The sequence below is a fragment of the Streptomyces sp. NPDC127106 genome, assembly GCF_042677605.1.
GTDB lineage: Bacteria > Actinomycetota > Actinomycetes > Streptomycetales > Streptomycetaceae > Streptomyces.
Genome location: NZ_JBHXTC010000006.1, coordinates 94,511 through 112,041, shown reverse-complemented (window position 1 = coordinate 112,041; position 17,531 = coordinate 94,511). Strand labels below are relative to the sequence as shown.

Sequence of the window (17,531 nt, the reverse complement as noted above, 5' to 3'; positions counted from 1 at the left end):
CCACCAGACACACCCCACGCACCACCCGCCCCAGGGAGAGCATCATGAGCATCGTCGTCACCGGAGCCACCGGAGCCCTCGGCCGCCTCGTCGTCGAGGAGCTGCTGACCCGGGTCCCCGCCACGGAGATCGCCGTCGCCGTCCGCGACAAGACCAAGGCCGCGGACCTGGCCGAGCGCGGCGTCGAGGTGCGCATCGCCGACTACGACGCCCCCGAGACCCTGGCGGACGCCTTCCGCGCCGGCGACCGGGTCCTGCTGATCTCCGGCAACGCGGTCGGCCGCCGGGTGCCGCAGCACACCGCGGTGATCGCGGCCGCGAAGGCCGCCCGCGTCGCCCAGCTCGCCTACACCGGGATCCTCGGCGGCCCCGAGGCCGACTTCGAGCTGGCCGCCGAGCACAAGGTCACCGAGCGGGCCGTGCTGGAATCCGGCCTGCCCTACACCTTCCTGCGCAACGGCTGGTACCACGAGAACTACACCGCCCAGCTGGCCGGCGTCCTGGAGCACGGGACCGTCGTGGGCAGTGCCGGCGAGGGCCGGATCGCCTCCGCCGCCCGGGCCGACTACGCCGCCGCGGCCGCGGCCGTCCTGACCGGCGAGGGTCACCTGAACCGGATCTACGAGCTCTCCGGCGACACCGCCTGGAGCATGGCCGAGTACGCGGCCGAGGTCTCGGTGCAGTCCGGCAAGGAGATCGCTTACACCGAACTCCCCGCCGACGCCCACCTGTCCGCCCTGACCGGCGCGGGAGTCCCCGAGGGCTTCGCCGCCCTGCTCGTCGACGTGGACGCGGCCATCTCGCGCGGCAGCCTGGGCCACACCGGCGGCGACCTGTCCCGCCTCATCGGCCGCCCGACCACGCCGGTCACCGAGGCCATCGCCGCCGCCCTGGCCTGAGGCCCGTACGGGGGGGCCGGGTGCGACCTGCGTGAGTCCGCCCGGCCCGGACCCCACAAGGCCCCGGCGCTGTCATCAGTATCTCCCGCTTATGCACATGACATCGAGGGCCCGCGGCGCTAGGTTCTTGGATGAGGTTGGCCGGAATGTGACGGGAGGCCCGCGTGAAGGCGGAGAACGAGCAGCGCACAGGACTGCTCTACGGATTCGGCGCCTACGGAATATGGGGACTGGTCCCCCTCTTCTGGCCGCTCCTCAAGCCTGCGGGGGCCGTCGAGATCCTCGCCCACCGCATGGTGTGGTCGCTGGCCGTCGTCGGCGTACTGCTGCTGGTCATGCGCCGCTGGGGCTGGATACGGGAGCTGCTGAGCGCGCCCCGCAAGCTCGGCATGACCGCCCTGGCCGCCACGGTGATCTCCGTGAACTGGGGCCTGTACATCTGGGCCGTCAACAACGGCGCGGTCGTCGAGTCCAGCCTCGGCTACTTCATCAACCCTCTGGTCACCATCGCCATCGGCGTCCTGCTGCTCGGCGAGCGGCTGCGCCGCGCCCAGTGGGCGGCGGTCGGCATCGGCTTCCTCGCCGTACTGGTGCTCGCGATCGGGTACGGGCGGCCGCCGTGGATCTCGCTGGTCCTGGCCTTCTCCTTCGCCAGCTACGGCCTGATCAAGAAGAAGCTGGGCATGGGCGGCGTGGAGTCGCTGGCCGCGGAGACCGCCCTGCTCTTTCTCCCCGCCCTCGGCTACCTGTTGTGGCTGGGCACCCAGGGCCGGTCCGCCTTCGGCAGCGAGGGCCTCGGGCACTCGGCGCTGCTCGCCTCGACCGGTCTCGTCACCGCGATCCCGCTCGTCTTCTTCGGGGCGGCCGCGATCCGGGTCCCGCTGTCCACGCTCGGTCTGCTGCAGTACCTGGCCCCGGTCTTCCAGTTCCTGCTCGGCGTCGCGTACTTCCACGAGGCCATGCCGTTCGAGCGCTGGGCCGGCTTCTCCCTGGTCTGGGCCGCGCTGGCCCTGCTGACCTGGGACGCCATACGCACCGCCCGCCGCTCCCGGGCCCGGCTGGAGACGGCCGGAGCCACGGCCCCCGCGAACGCCCCGGCCGCGGCGGCCGCTCCGGAACCCGAGCGCGCATAGACCGGCAGCCCTCCCCGCAACGCGCCCCCGCGGCGCCCCAATACCCCCAGGATCCCCGTCACGGAACCAGCGTGACGGGGATCGTCCGTTTTCCGAACCACCCTGACCGAAACGCGGTCTTGACTGACAGTCATATCCTCACTCAACATCAGGCGCACTGACGCACGATCGCTCACCTGCTCTATCCCCGCACGTTCCGTTCAATCCCCAACGGAATTCCCGGAGCCCCCACATGAGCCTGTTCGTCCCTCGGCGCCTTGCTGCCGTGACCGCGCTCGCGGTCGCCGGCCTCTTCGCCTCCACCGCCCCCGCCGCACTGGCCTCGCCCACGGCGGCGACCGCGGCCCCCACCCCGCCCGACATCCCGCTGGCCAACGTCAAGGCGCACCTGACGCAGTTCCAGACCATCGCCACCGCCAACGGCGGCAACCGCGCCCACGGCAGGGCCGGTTACAAGGCCTCGATCGACTACGTGAAGGCCAAGCTGGACGCGGCCGGGTACACCACCACCCTGCAGACGTTCACCTCCAGCGGCGCCACCGGCTACAACCTGATCGCCGACTGGCCGGGCGGCGACCCGAACTCGGTCCTGATGGCCGGCTCGCACCTCGACTCGGTGACCTCCGGCCCGGGCATCAACGACAACGGGTCGGGCTCGGCCGCCGTCCTGGAGACCGCGCTGGCCGTCTCGCGCGCGCAGCTCCAGCCCACCAAGCACCTGCGGTTCGGCTGGTGGGGTGCGGAGGAGCTCGGCCTGATCGGGTCGAGGTACTACGTGAACAGCCTGCCGAGCGCGGAGAAGGCGAAGATCTCCGGGTACCTGAACTTCGACATGATCGGCTCGCCGAACCCGGGCTACTTCGTCTACGACGACGACCCGACGATCGAGCAGACCTTCAAGAACTACTTCTCGGGAATCGGCGTCCCGACCGAGATAGAGACCGAGGGCGACGGGCGTTCCGACCACGCCTCCTTCAAGAACGCGGGCATCGCGGTCGGCGGCCTGTTCACCGGCGCCAGCAACACCAAGACCTCGGCCCAGGCGCAGAAGTGGGGCGGCACGGCCGGCCAGTCCTTCGACCGCTGCTACCACTCCTCCTGCGACACCACGTCGAACATCAACGACACCGCGCTCGACCGCAACGCGGACGCCGTCGCCTACGCCGTCTGGAACCTCGGGGCGGCCACCCCGGTCCCGCCCGGCCCCTCGTTCGAGAACACGGCGGACGTGAACGTCCCGGACTACCCCGGCGCCGCGGTGAACTCGCCGATCACGGTCTCCGGTGTGGCCGGCAACGCCCCGGCCACCACCAAGGTCGACGTGAACATCGTCCACACCTACCGCGGCGACCTGGTGGTCGACCTGATCGCCCCGGACGGCACCGTCTACAACCTGCACAACCGGAGCGGCGGCAGCGCCGACAACCTCGTCCAGACCTACACCGTCAACGCGTCCAGCGAGGCGGCCAACGGCGTCTGGAAGCTCCAGGTCAGGGACGTGGCCGCACAGGACGTGGGCTACGTCAACAGCTGGAAGATCACCTTCTGACCGACGCCCCTGCCGGTGGCGCTACGCGCCCTCGGCAGGGGCCCGGAGCGAGGCGCCCGACGGCTCCCTGATCAGGGCGCGCAGCTCCTCGGCCACGGCGGCGACGTCCGCGCGGCCCAGCTTCGCCGCCTCGACCAGGTCTCCGAGCTGCTCGGGCGAGGGAAGCTGCTCGGCCCCCGCCACCCGCCGGTAGGAGCGGGTGGCGGCGGCCGCGTAGAACTCGTTCATCGGCGATTCCAGCGCCGGGCACACGGCGAGGGTGTGCAGGAACGCGGCGGCCCGCCACGCGGTGTCCGGGGCGGGCTGTTCGGGCACCATGACGAGGTCGTTCTGGTGCCGGGCGACCGCGGCGGCCACCCCGGAGGGATCCCACACGGCGGGATCGGACGGGAGGTGGTGGGCCAGAGCGGTCCAGGCCCACTCCATGGTGATCTTCAATTGCCGAACCGTTCCTGGAAGTAGCCCCAGTGAACGGCGAACTCCTCTATCCCGGAAAGGAAGTTCTTCCGGTCCTCGTCGAGCTCGCGTTCCGTTACCTCGGTGATCAGCGCGGTCACCGTCGTCCCCTGTGCCGCCGCACGCGCCTTGAGGCGTTCGTGGAACTCTTCGTCCAGGCGGATGGTGACGTGTCTCGACATGCCCCACACGGTACAGCGGGGCTGCTGTACGCACGGCCAGAACGGCCGGAGGGTGGGAAGGGACACAGTCCCCTCCCACCCTCCGGTGTGCGGCCCCACACGGCCCCGCACGCCCCGGATGCGGTCCGGGGCGCGGCGGCCTACTTGTTCGCCGTGGCCGCCTGGACCAGCGCGTCCTTGGTGACCGCGCCGACGTACACCTTGCCGTCGTCCGTGATCAGTGCGTTGACCAGACGGGTCTTGAAGAGCCGGCCCTCGCCGAACCCTCCGGAGACCTTGTCCCCGAGGGAGTTGAGGAACTGCTGGGCTTCCTTGGGGGTGTTCTTGTCGTTCTCCAGCTCCTTCAGGCTGCGGCCGGCACCCGTGTCGATCCGGGCGATGGCCGCCCAGCCCTCGCCGAGGACCTTCATGTCCCCGTCGCCGCCCTTGCCGCCGGCGCCGCCGGTGATGGCGTCCAGGCCGGGGAAGGCCTCCAGGCCCTTGAAGTCCTTGCCGTGGCCCGGGCCGCCCTCGGGGCCGCCCTCCTTGCCCTCGGTCACCTTGGCGCCCTTGGGCGGGGTGAAGGCGAAGGTGTCGGCGGCGGGCTTGGCGAAGTCCACCTTCGTGAAGCCGGCGTCGACGATCGGCTTGCCGCCCTCGGCCGCGAGCAGCTGCACGCGCAGCGGCACGCCGTTCTTGGCGTCCACGGCGATCTTGACGGAGCCGACCGTGGAGCCGCTCTGCTTGGGCTTGAGCACCAGCTGGTACGCGTCCCGGCCGGCCACCTGGGCGTTGTCACCGACGCTGACGTCCGTGGTCGGGCCGGCCGCCTTGAGGATCTCCTGGGCCAGCTCCTGCGGGGAGGCCCCGAGCCGGTCGGCGGTCTTCTTGTGGTCCTGGCCGGCCGCCTTGCCCGCCTCGGGGTCCTTCTGGTGCCAGACCTCGCCGGCCTTGCTGTCGTAGCCCCAGACGTCCGCGCCGTTGTGGATCAGGCTGTACTCGTCCTTGCCGTCCACGAACGTGATCTTCTGGTGGTCCGGTCCGTCGGCCGCGACCCGCAGCGTGTGGCTGCCGCTCGCCAGCTGGGCGAGCTTGTCCTGCGGGTCGGCCGACCCTCCGGCGACGCCACCGCCGCCCGCTCCGCCGAGGAGACCGCTCGCGAGGGACGGCAGCCCCAGGTCGGTGCTGATCTTGGCGCTGCCGGAGAACTGCTCCACCTCCGAGGCGGCGACCTTCTCGATCAGCTGCTGGGCCGTCACCTTCGGCAGGTCCGGGCTGCCTGCGTTGGCGAAGGCCGGGACCATCGCCACGGTCGCGGCGGCCACGCCCGCCACCGCGACCGGTACGGCGTACCGGGCGGCCTTGCGGGACTTTGCGTTCGTTGCCATGTCTGCCCTACCTCTTTGTGTACGGCGGCGGCCTTCCTTCATGCCTGTACCTGTCCACCCCGCGCCGCCACTCTCACCCGTTCTGGTGGGGATGTATCTCCATCTGACCAAAGAGGAGGGGGTCGGGGCGTCACTCCGCGGACTCAACTCCGTGTACGCCCAGGGGATGACATGACAGGGGCCCGGCATCCCCTACCCGTAGGGGATGCCGGGCCCCTGTGTGTGACCTCGGTCGTACCCGGTGTCACCCGGGCGGCGGCAGCTAGCCGGCGCGGTGCACCACCGCGTCGCACAGCTCCTCCAGCGCGGCCTTGGCGGCGCAGTCCGGCAGCGGCGCGAGCAGGGCGCGGGCGTCCTGCGCGTAGCGGACGGTGTCCCGGCGGGCCTGCTCCAGCGCGGGGTGCACCCGCAGCCGGGCGAGCACCTCGGCGTGCCGGGCGTCGTCGGTCAGGTCGCCGTCCAGGAGGCGTACGAGCTCCAGGTCGGCGGGGTCGCCGCCGGTCGCCGCCCTCTCGCGCAGCCGCAGCACGGGCAGCGTCGGGATGCCCTCGCGCAGGTCGGTGCCCGGGGTCTTGCCGGACTCGTGCGAGTCGGAGGCGATGTCGAGGACGTCGTCGGCGAGCTGGAAGGCGGTGCCGAGGCGTTCGCCGTACTGGGTCAGGATGTCGACGACGGACTCGTCGGCGCCGGACATCAGGGCGCCGAACCGGCCGGAGACCGCGATCAGCGAGCCGGTCTTGCCGGCGATGACGTCGAGGTAGTGGTCGACCGGGTCGCGGCCGTCGCGCGGGCCTGCGGTCTCCAGGATCTGGCCCGTCACCAGCCGCTCGAAGGCCTCGGCCTGGACGCGCACGGCCTCGGGGCCGAGGTCCGCCAGGATGTGCGAGGCGCGGGCGAAGAGGAAGTCACCCGTCAGGACGGCCACCGAGTTGCCCCAGCGGGCGTTGGCGCTGGCCACGCCGCGGCGCACGTCCGCCTCGTCCATGACGTCGTCGTGGTACAGCGTCGCCAGGTGGGTGAGCTCCACGACCACCGCGGAGGGCACGATCCCGGGCGCGTAGGGGTCGCCGAAGCGCGAGGCGAGCATGACCAGCAGCGGGCGGAACCGCTTGCCGCCGGCCTTGACCAGGTGCTGCGCGGCATCGGTGATGAAGGGGACCTCGCTCTTGGTGGCCTCCAGCAGACCCGCCTCCACGGCGGCCAGTCCGGCCTGGACATCGGTCTCAAGAGCCTGGTCCCGCACGCTCAGTCCGAACGGCCCGACGACGGTCACGAGGGGTACTCCTGTCTGCTGACGATCACGCTGACGATCACCTGGATTGTCGATGTGTCGCTGCCTTCACTCAAGCCAGCCTATCCGGTCCGATTTGGATCACCGAGAGCACCCGTCACGCCACCGCCGACGCACTGCCCCGAATACCCCGGTATGTTCGTGATGAGCCGAGTCAACCGGAGCGCGCGCCTTGCCCAAAACTGTGACCGAGAGGGAGGATCCGGCGGAGCCGGTCGCCGCGGACGGCGCCGCGGCCACCCGTATGGCGGCCGTCGGATGGCTGACGTCCGCGCGGCCCGTCCCGGCCGCCGCCGGTCCCACGGGGAGGCGGACGGCCCCGTGGACGTGATCATCCGCACCCGCTTCCCCCACGAGACCGCGCACGAGGACGTGCGCATCCCGATGCCCGACGGCGTGCAGCTGTACGCGCGGATCTGGCGCCCGCTCACCGCCGAACCCGTCCCGGCCCTGCTCGAATACCTGCCGTACCGGCTGACGGACTGGACGGCCCCGCGGGACGGGCAGCGCCACCCCTGGTACGCGGGCCACGGCTACGCCTCGGTGCGGGTGGACGTACGCGGCCACGGGTGCAGCGGCGGCAGCCCGGGCGAGGCCTACGCCGACCGGGAACTGGCCGACGGGGTCGCGGTGGTGGAGTGGCTCGCGGCGCAGCCGTGGTGCACGGGGTCGGTGGGGATGTTCGGGATCGGGTGGGGCGGCACCAACTCCCTCCAGATCGCGGCGCTCGCGCCGGAGGCCCTCAAGGCCGTGGTCACCGTCTGCTCCACGGACGACCGCTTCGACAACGACGCGCACTACGCGGGCGGCTCGGTGCTCGCCGCGGACCTGCACGCGGCGTCCGCGACGCTGCTGGCCTTCGCCGCCCGGCCGCCGGACCCGCAGTACGCCGGCGACGGCTGGCGCGAGCAGTGGCTGGCCCGGCTGGAGTCGGTCGAACCGCCCGTCCACACCTGGCTGGCGCACCAGACCCGTGACGCCCACTGGATGCAGGGCAGTGTCTGCGAGGACTACGGGGCCGTGCGCGCGGCGGTCCTCGCGGTGGGCGGCTGGCACGACCCGTACCGGGACACGGTGCTGCGGTTGGTCTCCCACCTGCCCGCCGACCGGGTGCGCGGCCTGATCGGCCCGTGGTCGCACCAGTACCCCGACCGCGGGCTGCCGCCGGGCCCGGCGATCGGCTTCCTCCAGGAGACGCTGCGCTGGTGGGACCACTGGCTGAGGGGTTCCGCCAACGGGGTGATGGACGAGCCCCTGCTGCGGTCCTGGATCTCCGCCTCCCACCCGCCGGCGACCACGTACGAGGTGCTGCCCGGCCGCTGGGCCGGCGACCCGGCCTGGCCCTCCCCCGCCGTCACCCCCGTCACGTACGGGCTCCAGGGCGCGCCGGTGGCCGTGGCCTCGCCGCAGCACACGGGCCTGGACGCGGGGCGGTTCCGCCCGTACGGCAACGACGCCGACCTGCCGCCGGACCAGCGGGAGGAGGACGCGAAGTCCGCGTGCTTCGAGTTCCCGGTGGCGGGCGGGACGCCCCTGGAGGTCCTGGGCCGCCCGCAGGTCACCCTGCGGCTGCGGATGGACGTCCCGCACGGGCAGGTGGCCGCCCGCCTGTGCGACGTCGCGCCGGACGGCTCGTCCACGCTGGTCACGCGGGGCGCGCTGAACCTGTCGGCGCGGCTGGGCCGGGAGCAGGCCGTGCCGTGGCCGGTGGGCGCGTACGAGGACGTGGTGTTCGAGCTGAACGGCATCGGGCACGCCTTCGCGCCGGGCCACCGCATCCGCCTCGCCCTGTCCTCGGCGTACTGGCCGTGGCTCTGGCCGCGGGCCGGCTCGGAGGCCGGCTGGACGCTGGACCCGGCGGGCAGCGCCCTCGTCCTCCCGGTGCGCTTCCCCTCCCCCGCCACGGACGGCGCCGTCGCCTTCGGACCGCCCGAACAGGCGCCGCCGCTCGGGGTGGCCGTCCCGGCCACGCTGGACGAGCCGCGGCCGGAGCGGATGGTCGTACGGGACGTCGCGCGCGGGGCGTGGCGGCTGGAGGTGGACCCGCGGTACGGCGGGACCCGGGCGTACCCGGACGGGCTGGAGTCCACCGAGGAGGTGGGCGAGGTGTACGAGATCCAGGACGGGGACGCCCTGTCGGCCCGGACCCGCTCCACGTGGCGGATCCGGCTGCACCGGCCCGAGACGGGCTGGGACGTGCGGATCGAGACCCGCTCGGAGATCGGCTGCGACGGGGCCGCGTTCCTCACCTCCGACGAGCTGGTGTGTCGGGAGGGGGAGGAGATCGTCTTCCACCGCACGTGGGAGCGCCGCCTGCCGCGCACTGCGGGGTGACGGGGCCCGGGCGTTCGGCGTACCGGCGCGGCGGCCGGTCAGCCGAAGAGCCGCTCCAGGACCACCGCGATGCCGTCGTCCTCGTTCGACAGTGTCACCTCGTCCGCGACGGCGATCAGTTCGCGGTGCGCGTTCGCCATGGCGACCCCGTGCGCCGCCCAGGCGAACATCGGGATGTCGTTCGGCATGTCCCCGAAGGCGATGGTGCGCGAACCTCCGACCCCCAGCACCTCGGCCGCCAGCGCCAGCCCGCTGGCCTTGTCCACCCCGAGCGGCTGGAGTTCCACCGTGTGCTCCCCCGCCATGGTCACGTTGACCATGTGGCCGACGACCCCCCGCGCGACCTCCGTGAGCTCGTCGTCGTCGAGCTCCGGGTGCTGGAGCAGCACCTTGTTGATGGGCGCGGCCCACAGGTCGGCGCGCTGCCGCACCCGCACCGTCGGCAGGTGGGGATGCGGCATCCGGTAGCCGGGCCCTATCAGCATCGCGGCGTCCAGCCCCTCCTGGTCGACCGCCGCCCAGACCTCCCCGATCTCGGCCTCGATCTTGCCGAGCGCCTCCTCCGCCAGCTCCCGCTCCATTTCGACGGCGTGCAGCAGATGCCCGCGCGCCGCGTCGTACACCTGCGCGCCCTGTCCGCACACCGCGAGCCCCGTATACCCAAGGCTGTCAAGGACATGGCGCACCTGTGGCACGGGGCGCCCGGTGACGATGATGTGCTGGGCGCCCGTGGCGCGCGCCGTCGCGAGCGCCGCGTACGAGCGGGCGGAGACGGTGTCTCCGGCGCGCAGCAGGGTCCCGTCCAGGTCAGTGGCGATCAGAGAGAAAGGGGGGGCCGAAGGCGGGGCGGAAGTCACTGCGCAAGGATACGGACCCCAGTGGACAAGTCCTACAAATAGCGCCCGAATCCCGCCTCCCGCAGGCCCCAGCAGCCACGTAACGTATCAACCAGCCCCCGGGACACCCCCCGGACCGCATCGAAAGCGAGGCAGTACCCCATGCCCCAGCAGAGCCCCCTCGATGTTCCCGAGGGCGACCCGTTCGGGCCGTACAACCTCCCGTACGGCGTCTTCTCCACGGCCGGCGACTCCCGCCGCCGGATCGGCGTGCGCATCGGCGGGCACGTGCTCGACGCAGGGGCGGCCGCGGACGCGCTCGGCTCCCCGTACACCGGCCTGCTCGGGCAGCCCTCGCTCAACCCCCTGCTGGCCGCGGGCCGCACGGCCTGGCGCGACGTGCGCCGGGCGCTGACCGCCTGGGTCACCGACCCCGGCCACCGCGAGACGGTCGAGGCCCACCTGCTGCCCCTCGACGCGGTCACGATGCACCTGCCGTACGAGGTCGCCGACTACGTCGACTTCTACGCCAGCGAGCACCACGCGACCAACGTGGGCCGGATGTTCCGCCCCGACGGGGACGCGCTCACCCCCAACTGGAAGCACCTGCCGATCGGTTACCACGGCCGCTCGGGCACCATCGTCGTCTCCGGCACCGACGTCGTCCGCCCCTCCGGCCAGCGCAAGACCCCCGCCGACGCGGCCCCGGTCTTCGGCCCGTCGGTCAAGCTCGACATCGAGGCCGAGGTCGGCTTCGTCGTCGGCACCCCCTCCGAGCTGGGCACCCCCGTCGCACTCGGCGACTTCGAGGACCACGTCTTCGGCCTGTTCCTCCTCAACGACTGGTCCGCGCGCGACATCCAGGCCTGGGAGTACGTGCCGCTGGGCCCCTTCCTCGGCAAGTCGTTCGCCACCTCCGTCTCCGCCTGGGTGACCCCGCTGGAGGCCCTCGACGCGGCCCGGGTCGCCCCGCCGGCCCGCGACTTCCCGCTGCTGCCCTACCTGGACGACGCCGACGCCGACCGCCCCGGCGGCTTCGACCTGCACATCACCGTCTCCATCAACGGGCAGGAGGTCGCGCAGCCGCCGTTCTCGACGATGTACTGGACCGCGGCCCAGCAGCTCGCGCACATGACGGTCAACGGCGCCTCCCTGCGCACCGGCGACGTGTACGGTTCCGGCACCGTCAGCGGCCCCGAGGTCGCCCAGCGCGGCTCCCTGCTGGAGCTGACCTGGAACGGTCGCGACGCCATCGAGCTGGCCGAGGGCAAGCGCACCTTCCTGGAGGACGGCGACACCGTCACCATGACCGCCTGGGCCCCGGGCCCGGAGGGCACCCGCGTCGGCCTCGGCGAGGTCACGGGCCGCGTCGTGGCCTCCCGCTAGTCCGTCTTCCACGGCCCGCGCACTGCGGCGGGGTGGCGGCCCGCCCCGCCGCCCCGCCGAGCCCGCAGGGGACGGATCCCGCCAGACGGCGACGTCCGTCGCATATGCCGACCGCCCATGCCAGCGGCACATGGTCAACACGCGGCCGCCCGCTCACACGTGCGGGCGGCCCCGCGCCGTTCCCCGGCGATACGCTGAACGGACTGGCGAGACTCCAGTTCATGGGAGCACTGATGAACCCGGAATACAGCTGGCCGGAACCCCCGGAGGGCGGCTGGACGGCGGACGACCTGGACACGCTTCCGAATCTGCCTCCGCACACGGAGCTGATCGACGGGAGCCTGGTTTTCGTGAGTCCGCAGACCCGCTTTCACGTGCGCGCGGTGAGTTTCTTCGAATGGCAGTTGCGGGCTTCGGCGCCGGACGGCCTTGATGTGCTTCGGGAGTTCACCATCGACATCGACCGTCGAAATCGCCCGGAACCGGACGTGATCGTGGTGCCCGAGGAAGAAGACGAGAACCCGAACCAGACCCGGCTTCCCGCCGAGTCCGTCCGGCTCGCGATTGAAGTGGTGTCTCCAGAATCGGTCAGCCGTGACCGCGAGACCAAACCCGTGAAGTACGCCCGTGCCAAGATCCCGCACTACTGGCGAGTCGAGAACCAGGATGGCCGGGCAGTGGTCTACGTCTTCGAGCGCGAACCGGCTACCGGCTCTTATACGAGCACCGGCATCTTCCACGACCGCCTCAAGGTCTCCGTGCCATTCCCCATCGACCTGGACCTCACCGAGATCATGCAGAAGCGCCGACGGCCCGAGTAGCCGCTGGCGCGGACACGGCAAGGGCCCGGCTCCCCCCAAGGGAGCCGGGCCCCGGCACGTCCACCCGACAACCGGTCAGCGGACGAAGGTGCTCGCCTGACCCGCCAGGTCCAGGAAGTACTGCGGCGCCACGCCCAGGACCAGGGTGACGGCGACACCCACCGCGATGGTCGTCATCGTCAGCGGCGACGGCACGGCCACCGTCGGCCCGTCCGCCTTCGGCTCGCTGAAGAACATCAGGACGATCACCCGGACGTAGAAGAACGCGGCGATCGCGGACGAGATGACACCGACCACGACGAGCGCACCCGCGCCGCCCTCCGCCGCCGCCTTGAACACGGCGAACTTCCCGGAGAAGCCGGAGGTGAGCGGGATGCCCGCGAAGGCCAGCAGGAACACCGCGAACACGGCCGCGGTCAGCGGCGAACGACGCCCGAGCCCCGCCCACTTCGACAGGTGGGTGGCCTCGCCGCCCGCGTCGCGCACCAGCGTGACCACCGCGAACGCACCGATCGTCACGAACGAGTACGCCAGGAGGTAGAACAGCACCGCCTGGACGCCCTCCGCCGACGTGGCGATCACACCGGCCAGGATGAAGCCCGCGTGCGCGATCGAGGAGTAGGCGAGCAAGCGCTTGACGTCGGTCTGGGTCACCGCGATCACCGCGCCGGCCAGCATCGTCACGATCGCCACGCCCCACATCACCGGCCGCCAGTCCCACCGCAGGCCGGGCAGGACGACGTACAGCAGGCGCAGCAGCGCGCCGAACGCGGCCACCTTCGTCGCCGCCGCCATGAAGCCGGTGACCGGCGTCGGGGCGCCCTGGTAGACGTCCGGGGTCCACATGTGGAAGGGGACCGCGCCGACCTTGAACAGCAGGCCCATGAGCACGAGCGCCCCGCCGATCAGCAGCAGCACGTCATTGCCCATGGTGTCGGCGAGCGCCGGGTCGATCTTCGTGACGGTGCCGTCCACCACGTCCGCGATGGCCGCGTACGAGACGGATCCCGCGTAGCCGTAGAGCAGCGCGATGCCGAAGAGGAGGAACGCCGACGAGAAGGCGCCGAGCAGGAAGTACTTGACCGCCGCCTCCTGCGACACCAGCCGGTGGCGGCGGGCGAGGGCGCACAGCAGGTACAGCGGGAGGGAGAAGACCTCCAGGGCGACGAACAGGGTCAGCAGGTCGTTGGCCGCCGGGAAGATCAGCATTCCGGCGATCGCGAACAGGGCCAGCGGGAAGACCTCGGTGGTGGTGAAGCCTGCCTTGACGGCGGCCTTCTCGCTGTCGCTGCCCGGTACGGACGCCGCCTGGGCGGCGAAGGAGTCCACCCGCTTGCCGTGCGCCGCCGGGTCCAGGTGCCGCTCGGCGAAGGTGAACAGGGCGACGAGCGACGCCAGCAGGATGGTGCCCTGGAGGAACAGGGCGGGCCCGTCCACGGCGATGGCGCCCATGGCCGCGATGTGCGCCTTGTCGCCCGCGTACCCGGTGGCCGCGAGGCCGACGACCGCCGCGAAGGCGGAGGCCAGTGCGGCGACGGCGAGGAACACCTGGACGTAGTAGCGGGCGGTGCGCGGTACGAAGGCCTCGACGAGGACGCCGACGATGGCCACGCCCACCACGATCAGCGTGGGCGCGAGCTGGGCGTACTCGATGTGCGGGGCCGGGATCTTGTCCATGGGGGCCTGCGCGGCGACCGCCCACAGGCCGTGGGCCGAAGTCACGGTGCTCACTTCGCCGCCTCCCCGTTCTTGGCCTCGACGGCCACGCTCTGCATGGGCACGGTGGGCTTCGGGTCGGTCTGCTTCACGTCCGCCATGGTGTACTCCACCGCCGGGTTGACGATCTCGGTGAGCGGCTTCGGGTAGACGCCCAGTCCGATCAGCAGGGCGACCAGCGGGGCGACGACGAGGAGTTCGCGTGCCCGCAGGTCCGGCATGCCGCGGACCTCGTCCCGTACCGGGCCGGTCATGGTGCGCTGGTAGAGGACCAGCGTGTACAGGGCGGCCAGCACGATGCCGAGGGTGGCGATGACGCCGATGACGGGGTACCGCGCGAACGTGCCGACCAGGACCAGGAATTCGCTGACGAACGGGGCGAGCCCGGGCAGCGACAGGGTGGCGAGGCCACCGATGAGGAAGGTGCCGGCCAGGACCGGGGCGACCTTCTGCACACCGCCGTAGTCGGCGATGAGCCGCGAGCCGCGCCGGGAGATCAGGAACCCGGCGACGAGCATCAGGGCCGCGGTGGAGAGGCCGTGGTTGACCATGTACAGCGTCGCGCCCGACTGCCCCTGGGAGGTCATCGCGAAGATGCCCAGGACGATGAAGCCGAAGTGCGAGATCGACGCGTACGCCACCAGCCGCTTGATGTCGCGCTGCCCGACGGCGACGAGCGCGCCGTACACGATGCTGATCAGGGCCAGGACGAGGATCACCGGGGTGGCCCACTTGCTGGCGTCGGGGAACAGGCCGAGGCAGAAGCGGAGCATCGCGAAGGTGCCCACCTTGTCGACGACCGCGGTGATCAGCACGGCGACCGGCGCGGTGGATTCGCCCATCGCGTTCGGCAGCCAGGTGTGCAGCGGCCACAGCGGGGCCTTGACGGCGAAGGCGAAGAAGAAGCCGAGGAAGAGGAGCCGCTCGGTGGTGGCCGACATGTCCAGGGTGCCCGCGGCGCGGGCGGCGGTGATCTCCTGGAGGGAGAAGTTCCCGGCGACCACGTACAGCCCGATGACCGCGGCCAGCATGATCAGGCCGCCGGCCAGGTTGTACAGGAGGAACTTGACCGCCGCGTACGACCGCTGCGCGGCCGCGTTCTCGTCGGAGCCGGCATGTGCCCGGTCTCCGAAGCCGCCGATGAGGAAGTACATCGGGATGAGCATGGCTTCGAAGAAGATGTAGAAGAGGAAGACGTCGGTGGCCTCGAACGAGATGATCACCATCGCTTCGACCATCAGGATGAGGGCGAAGAAGCCCTGCGTCGGCCGCCAGCGCGACGAGCGGGTCTCCAGGGGGTCCGCGTCGTGCCAGCCGGCTGCGATGACGAACGGCACCAGCAGTGCCGTCAGCCCGATCAGCGCCACCCCGATGCCGTCGACGCCGAGCTGGTAGCGGACGCCGAAGTCGGCGATCCAGGCGTGGGACTCGGTGAGCTGGTAGCGCTCGCCGGCCGGATCGAAGCGGACGGCGACGAGCACGGCCAGGGCCAGGGTGGCCAGCGAGAAGAGCAGGGCGAGCCATTTGGCGGCGGTCCGGCGGGCGGCCGGGACGGCCGCGGTGAGGACCGCTCCGACCGCGGGGACCGCGGCCGTCACCGTCAACAGGGGAAGGGACATCTCACACCGCCCTCATCAGCAGGGTCGCGGCGATGAGGATCGCCGTGCCCCCGAACATCGAGACCGCGTAGCTGCGGGCGTAGCCGTTCTGCAGCTTGCGCAGGCGGCCCGACAGGCCGCCGACCGAGGCGGCCGTCCCGTTGACCACGCCGTCGACCAGGCTGTGGTCGACGTAGACGAGCGAGCGGGTCAGGTGCTCGCCGCCGCGCACCAGCACGACGTGGTTGAAGTCGTCCTGGAGCAGGTCCCGACGGGCGGCCCGGGTGAGCACGCTGCCGCGCGGGGCGGTCACGGGCACCGGCCGGCGCCCGTACATCGCCCAGGCGATCCCGACGCCGACGACGAGGCAGGCCATCGTCGCGAGGGTCACCGTCAGGGCGCTGACCGGCGGGTGTCCGTGCTCGTACCCGGTGACGGGCTCCAGCCAGTTCAGGAACCGGTCGCCGATCACGAAGAACGCGCCGGCGAAGACCGATCCGAAGGCCAGCAGGATCATCGGGGCGGTCATGGACTTCGGGGACTCGTGCGGGTGCGGGAGCTCCCCGGCGTGGTGCTCGGCCCCGGGCTCGACGCCCGGCACGGCATCGGCGTCGGGCGCCGGCTGCCACCGCTTCTCCCCGAAGAAGGTCAGCAGCATGACCCGGGTCATGTAGAACGCGGTGATGGCCGCGCCGAGCAGGGCGACCGAGCCGAGGATCCAGCCCTCGGTGCCGCCCTTGGCGAAGGCCGCCTCGATGATCTTGTCCTTGGAGAAGAAGCCGGACAGGCCGGGGAAGCCGATGATCGCGAGGTAGCCGAGCCCGAACGTCACGAACGTGATCGGCATGTACCGGCGCAGGCCGCCGTACTTGCGCATGTCGACCTCGTCGTTCATCCCGTGCATCACGGAGCCGGCGCCGAGGAAGAGGCCGGCCTTGAAGAAGCCGTGCGTGACCAGGTGCATGATCGCGAACACGTAGCCGATCGGGCCGAGGCCGGCGGCGAGGATCATGTAGCCGATCTGCGACATCGTCGACCCGGCGAGGGCCTTCTTGATGTCGTCCTTCGCGCAACCGACGATCGCACCGAAGAGCAGCGTGACCGCGCCGACGATGGTGGTGACGAGCTGTGCGTCCGGCGCCCCGTTGAAGATCGCCGCGGAGCGGACGATCAGGTAGACGCCGGCGGTGACCATCGTCGCCGCGTGGATGAGCGCCGAGACCGGGGTCGGGCCCTCCATCGCGTCGCCGAGCCAGGACTGCAGCGGCACCTGGGCCGACTTGCCGCAGGCGGCGAGCAGCAGCATCAGGCCGATCGCCGTCAGCACGCCCTCGGAGGCCTTGTCCGCGGAGGCGAACACCGGCCCGAACGCGAACGTGCCGAACGTGGTGAACAGCAGCATGATCGCGATCGACAGGCCCATGTCGCCGACCCGGTTGACCAGGAAGGCCTTCTTCGCGGCGGTCGCCGCGCTGGGCTTGTGCTGCCAGAAGCCGATGAGCAGGTACGAGGCGAGGCCCACGCCCTCCCATCCGACGTACAGCAGCAGGTAGTTGTCGGCGAGGACCAGCAGCAGCATCGCCGCGAGGAACAGGTTGAGGTAGCCGAAGAAGCGGCGGCGGCGCTCGTCGTGCTCCATGTACCCGATCGAGTACACGTGGATGAGCGTGCCCACACCGGTGATGAGCAGGACGAACGTCATCGACAGCTGGTCCAGCCGGAACGCGACGTCGGCTTGGAAGCCCTCCACCGGGATCCAGCTGTACACGAACTGCCGCAGGGTCCGCTCGTCGGCCGGGCGGCCCAGCATGTCGGCGAACAGGGCCGCGCCGATGCCGAAGGAGACCGCCGCGAGCAGGGTGCCGAGCCAGTGCCCGGTCTTGTCGAGGCGCCGCCCGCCGCACAGCAGCACCGCCGCTCCGAGCAGGGGTGCCGCCACGAGCAGCGCGATCAGATTGTCCAC

At 71.5% G+C, this 17,531-nt stretch carries 14 protein-coding genes; 6 read left to right on the top strand and 8 right to left on the bottom strand.

Annotated elements, in window-relative coordinates:
- The first annotated feature begins 44 nt into the window (after positions 1-44).
- From ACFVGY_RS08715 to ACFVGY_RS08705, 3 genes are all read left to right on the top strand, one after another.
- The gene (locus tag ACFVGY_RS08715; protein WP_385673146.1) at positions 45-899 is read left to right on the top strand and encodes an NmrA family NAD(P)-binding protein; all 855 of its coding nucleotides are present in this window, start codon (positions 45-47) and stop codon (positions 897-899) included.
- Positions 900-1,063: 164 nt separating this feature from the next.
- Positions 1,064-2,032, top strand: a complete 969-nt coding sequence (gene rarD, locus ACFVGY_RS08710; RefSeq protein ID WP_385673143.1) for an EamA family transporter RarD — start codon at positions 1,064-1,066, stop codon at positions 2,030-2,032.
- 232 nt (positions 2,033-2,264) lie between these two features.
- Positions 2,265-3,581 carry a M28 family metallopeptidase gene (locus ACFVGY_RS08705; RefSeq protein WP_385673140.1) on the top strand — a complete coding sequence of 439 codons (1,317 nt, stop codon included), beginning with the start codon at positions 2,265-2,267 and terminating at the stop codon, positions 3,579-3,581.
- A 21-nt stretch (positions 3,582-3,602) separates the two neighbouring features.
- Here the strand turns inward: ACFVGY_RS08705 and ACFVGY_RS08700 are convergent, their stop codons facing one another.
- The 4 genes from ACFVGY_RS08700 to ACFVGY_RS08685 all read right to left on the bottom strand — a co-directional run bounded on the left by ACFVGY_RS08700 (position 3,603) and on the right by ACFVGY_RS08685 (position 6,859).
- Positions 3,603-4,019, bottom strand: a complete 417-nt coding sequence (locus tag ACFVGY_RS08700; protein WP_385673137.1) for a hypothetical protein — start codon at positions 4,017-4,019, stop codon at positions 3,603-3,605.
- Positions 4,016-4,219 (bottom strand): plasmid partition protein ParG, encoded by a 204-nt coding sequence (locus tag ACFVGY_RS08695; RefSeq protein WP_256987143.1) that lies wholly within the window; start codon positions 4,217-4,219, stop codon positions 4,016-4,018. Before ACFVGY_RS08695 ends, ACFVGY_RS08700 begins: the two co-directional genes overlap by 4 nt.
- 140 nt (positions 4,220-4,359) lie before the next feature.
- Positions 4,360-5,586: an outer membrane lipoprotein carrier protein LolA gene (locus ACFVGY_RS08690; RefSeq protein WP_385673133.1), complete on the bottom strand. Its 1,227-nt coding sequence runs from the start codon at positions 5,584-5,586 to the stop codon at positions 4,360-4,362.
- A 262-nt stretch (positions 5,587-5,848) separates the two neighbouring features.
- Positions 5,849-6,859 carry a polyprenyl synthetase family protein gene (locus ACFVGY_RS08685; RefSeq protein WP_385673130.1) on the bottom strand — a complete coding sequence of 337 codons (1,011 nt, stop codon included), beginning with the start codon at positions 6,857-6,859 and terminating at the stop codon, positions 5,849-5,851.
- Between the two features lie 345 nt (positions 6,860-7,204).
- On the opposite strand from ACFVGY_RS08685, the gene ACFVGY_RS08680 reads away from it, so the two are divergent.
- The gene (locus tag ACFVGY_RS08680; RefSeq protein WP_385673424.1) at positions 7,205-9,211 is read left to right on the top strand and encodes a CocE/NonD family hydrolase; all 2,007 of its coding nucleotides are present in this window, start codon (positions 7,205-7,207) and stop codon (positions 9,209-9,211) included.
- A gap of 38 nt (positions 9,212-9,249) precedes the next feature.
- Here the strand turns inward: ACFVGY_RS08680 and ACFVGY_RS08675 are convergent, their stop codons facing one another.
- Positions 9,250-10,068: a Cof-type HAD-IIB family hydrolase gene (locus tag ACFVGY_RS08675; protein WP_385673127.1), complete on the bottom strand. Its 819-nt coding sequence runs from the start codon at positions 10,066-10,068 to the stop codon at positions 9,250-9,252.
- 141 nt (positions 10,069-10,209) lie between these two features.
- Between ACFVGY_RS08675 and fahA the strand changes: the two genes are divergently transcribed.
- Both fahA and ACFVGY_RS08665 read left to right on the top strand, forming a co-directional pair.
- On the top strand, positions 10,210-11,433 hold the full coding sequence (gene fahA, locus ACFVGY_RS08670; RefSeq protein WP_385673124.1) for a fumarylacetoacetase: 1,224 nt from the start codon (positions 10,210-10,212) through the stop codon (positions 11,431-11,433).
- 221 nt (positions 11,434-11,654) lie between these two features.
- Positions 11,655-12,254 carry a Uma2 family endonuclease gene (locus ACFVGY_RS08665; RefSeq protein WP_385673121.1) on the top strand — a complete coding sequence of 200 codons (600 nt, stop codon included), beginning with the start codon at positions 11,655-11,657 and terminating at the stop codon, positions 12,252-12,254.
- 75 nt (positions 12,255-12,329) lie between these two features.
- Here ACFVGY_RS08665 and nuoN read toward each other — a convergent pair whose 3' ends face one another.
- From nuoN to nuoL, 3 genes are read right to left on the bottom strand one after another with little or no spacing between them, the layout of a single operon-like run.
- Positions 12,330-13,931, bottom strand: a complete 1,602-nt coding sequence (gene nuoN, locus ACFVGY_RS08660) for an NADH-quinone oxidoreductase subunit NuoN (RefSeq protein WP_385673421.1) — start codon at positions 13,929-13,931, stop codon at positions 12,330-12,332.
- A 50-nt stretch (positions 13,932-13,981) separates the two neighbouring features.
- Positions 13,982-15,589: an NADH-quinone oxidoreductase subunit M gene (locus tag ACFVGY_RS08655; RefSeq protein WP_385673119.1), complete on the bottom strand. Its 1,608-nt coding sequence runs from the start codon at positions 15,587-15,589 to the stop codon at positions 13,982-13,984.
- 1 nt (position 15,590) lies between these two features.
- The gene (gene nuoL, locus ACFVGY_RS08650) at positions 15,591-17,531 is read right to left on the bottom strand and encodes an NADH-quinone oxidoreductase subunit L (RefSeq protein WP_385673116.1); all 1,941 of its coding nucleotides are present in this window, start codon (positions 17,529-17,531) and stop codon (positions 15,591-15,593) included.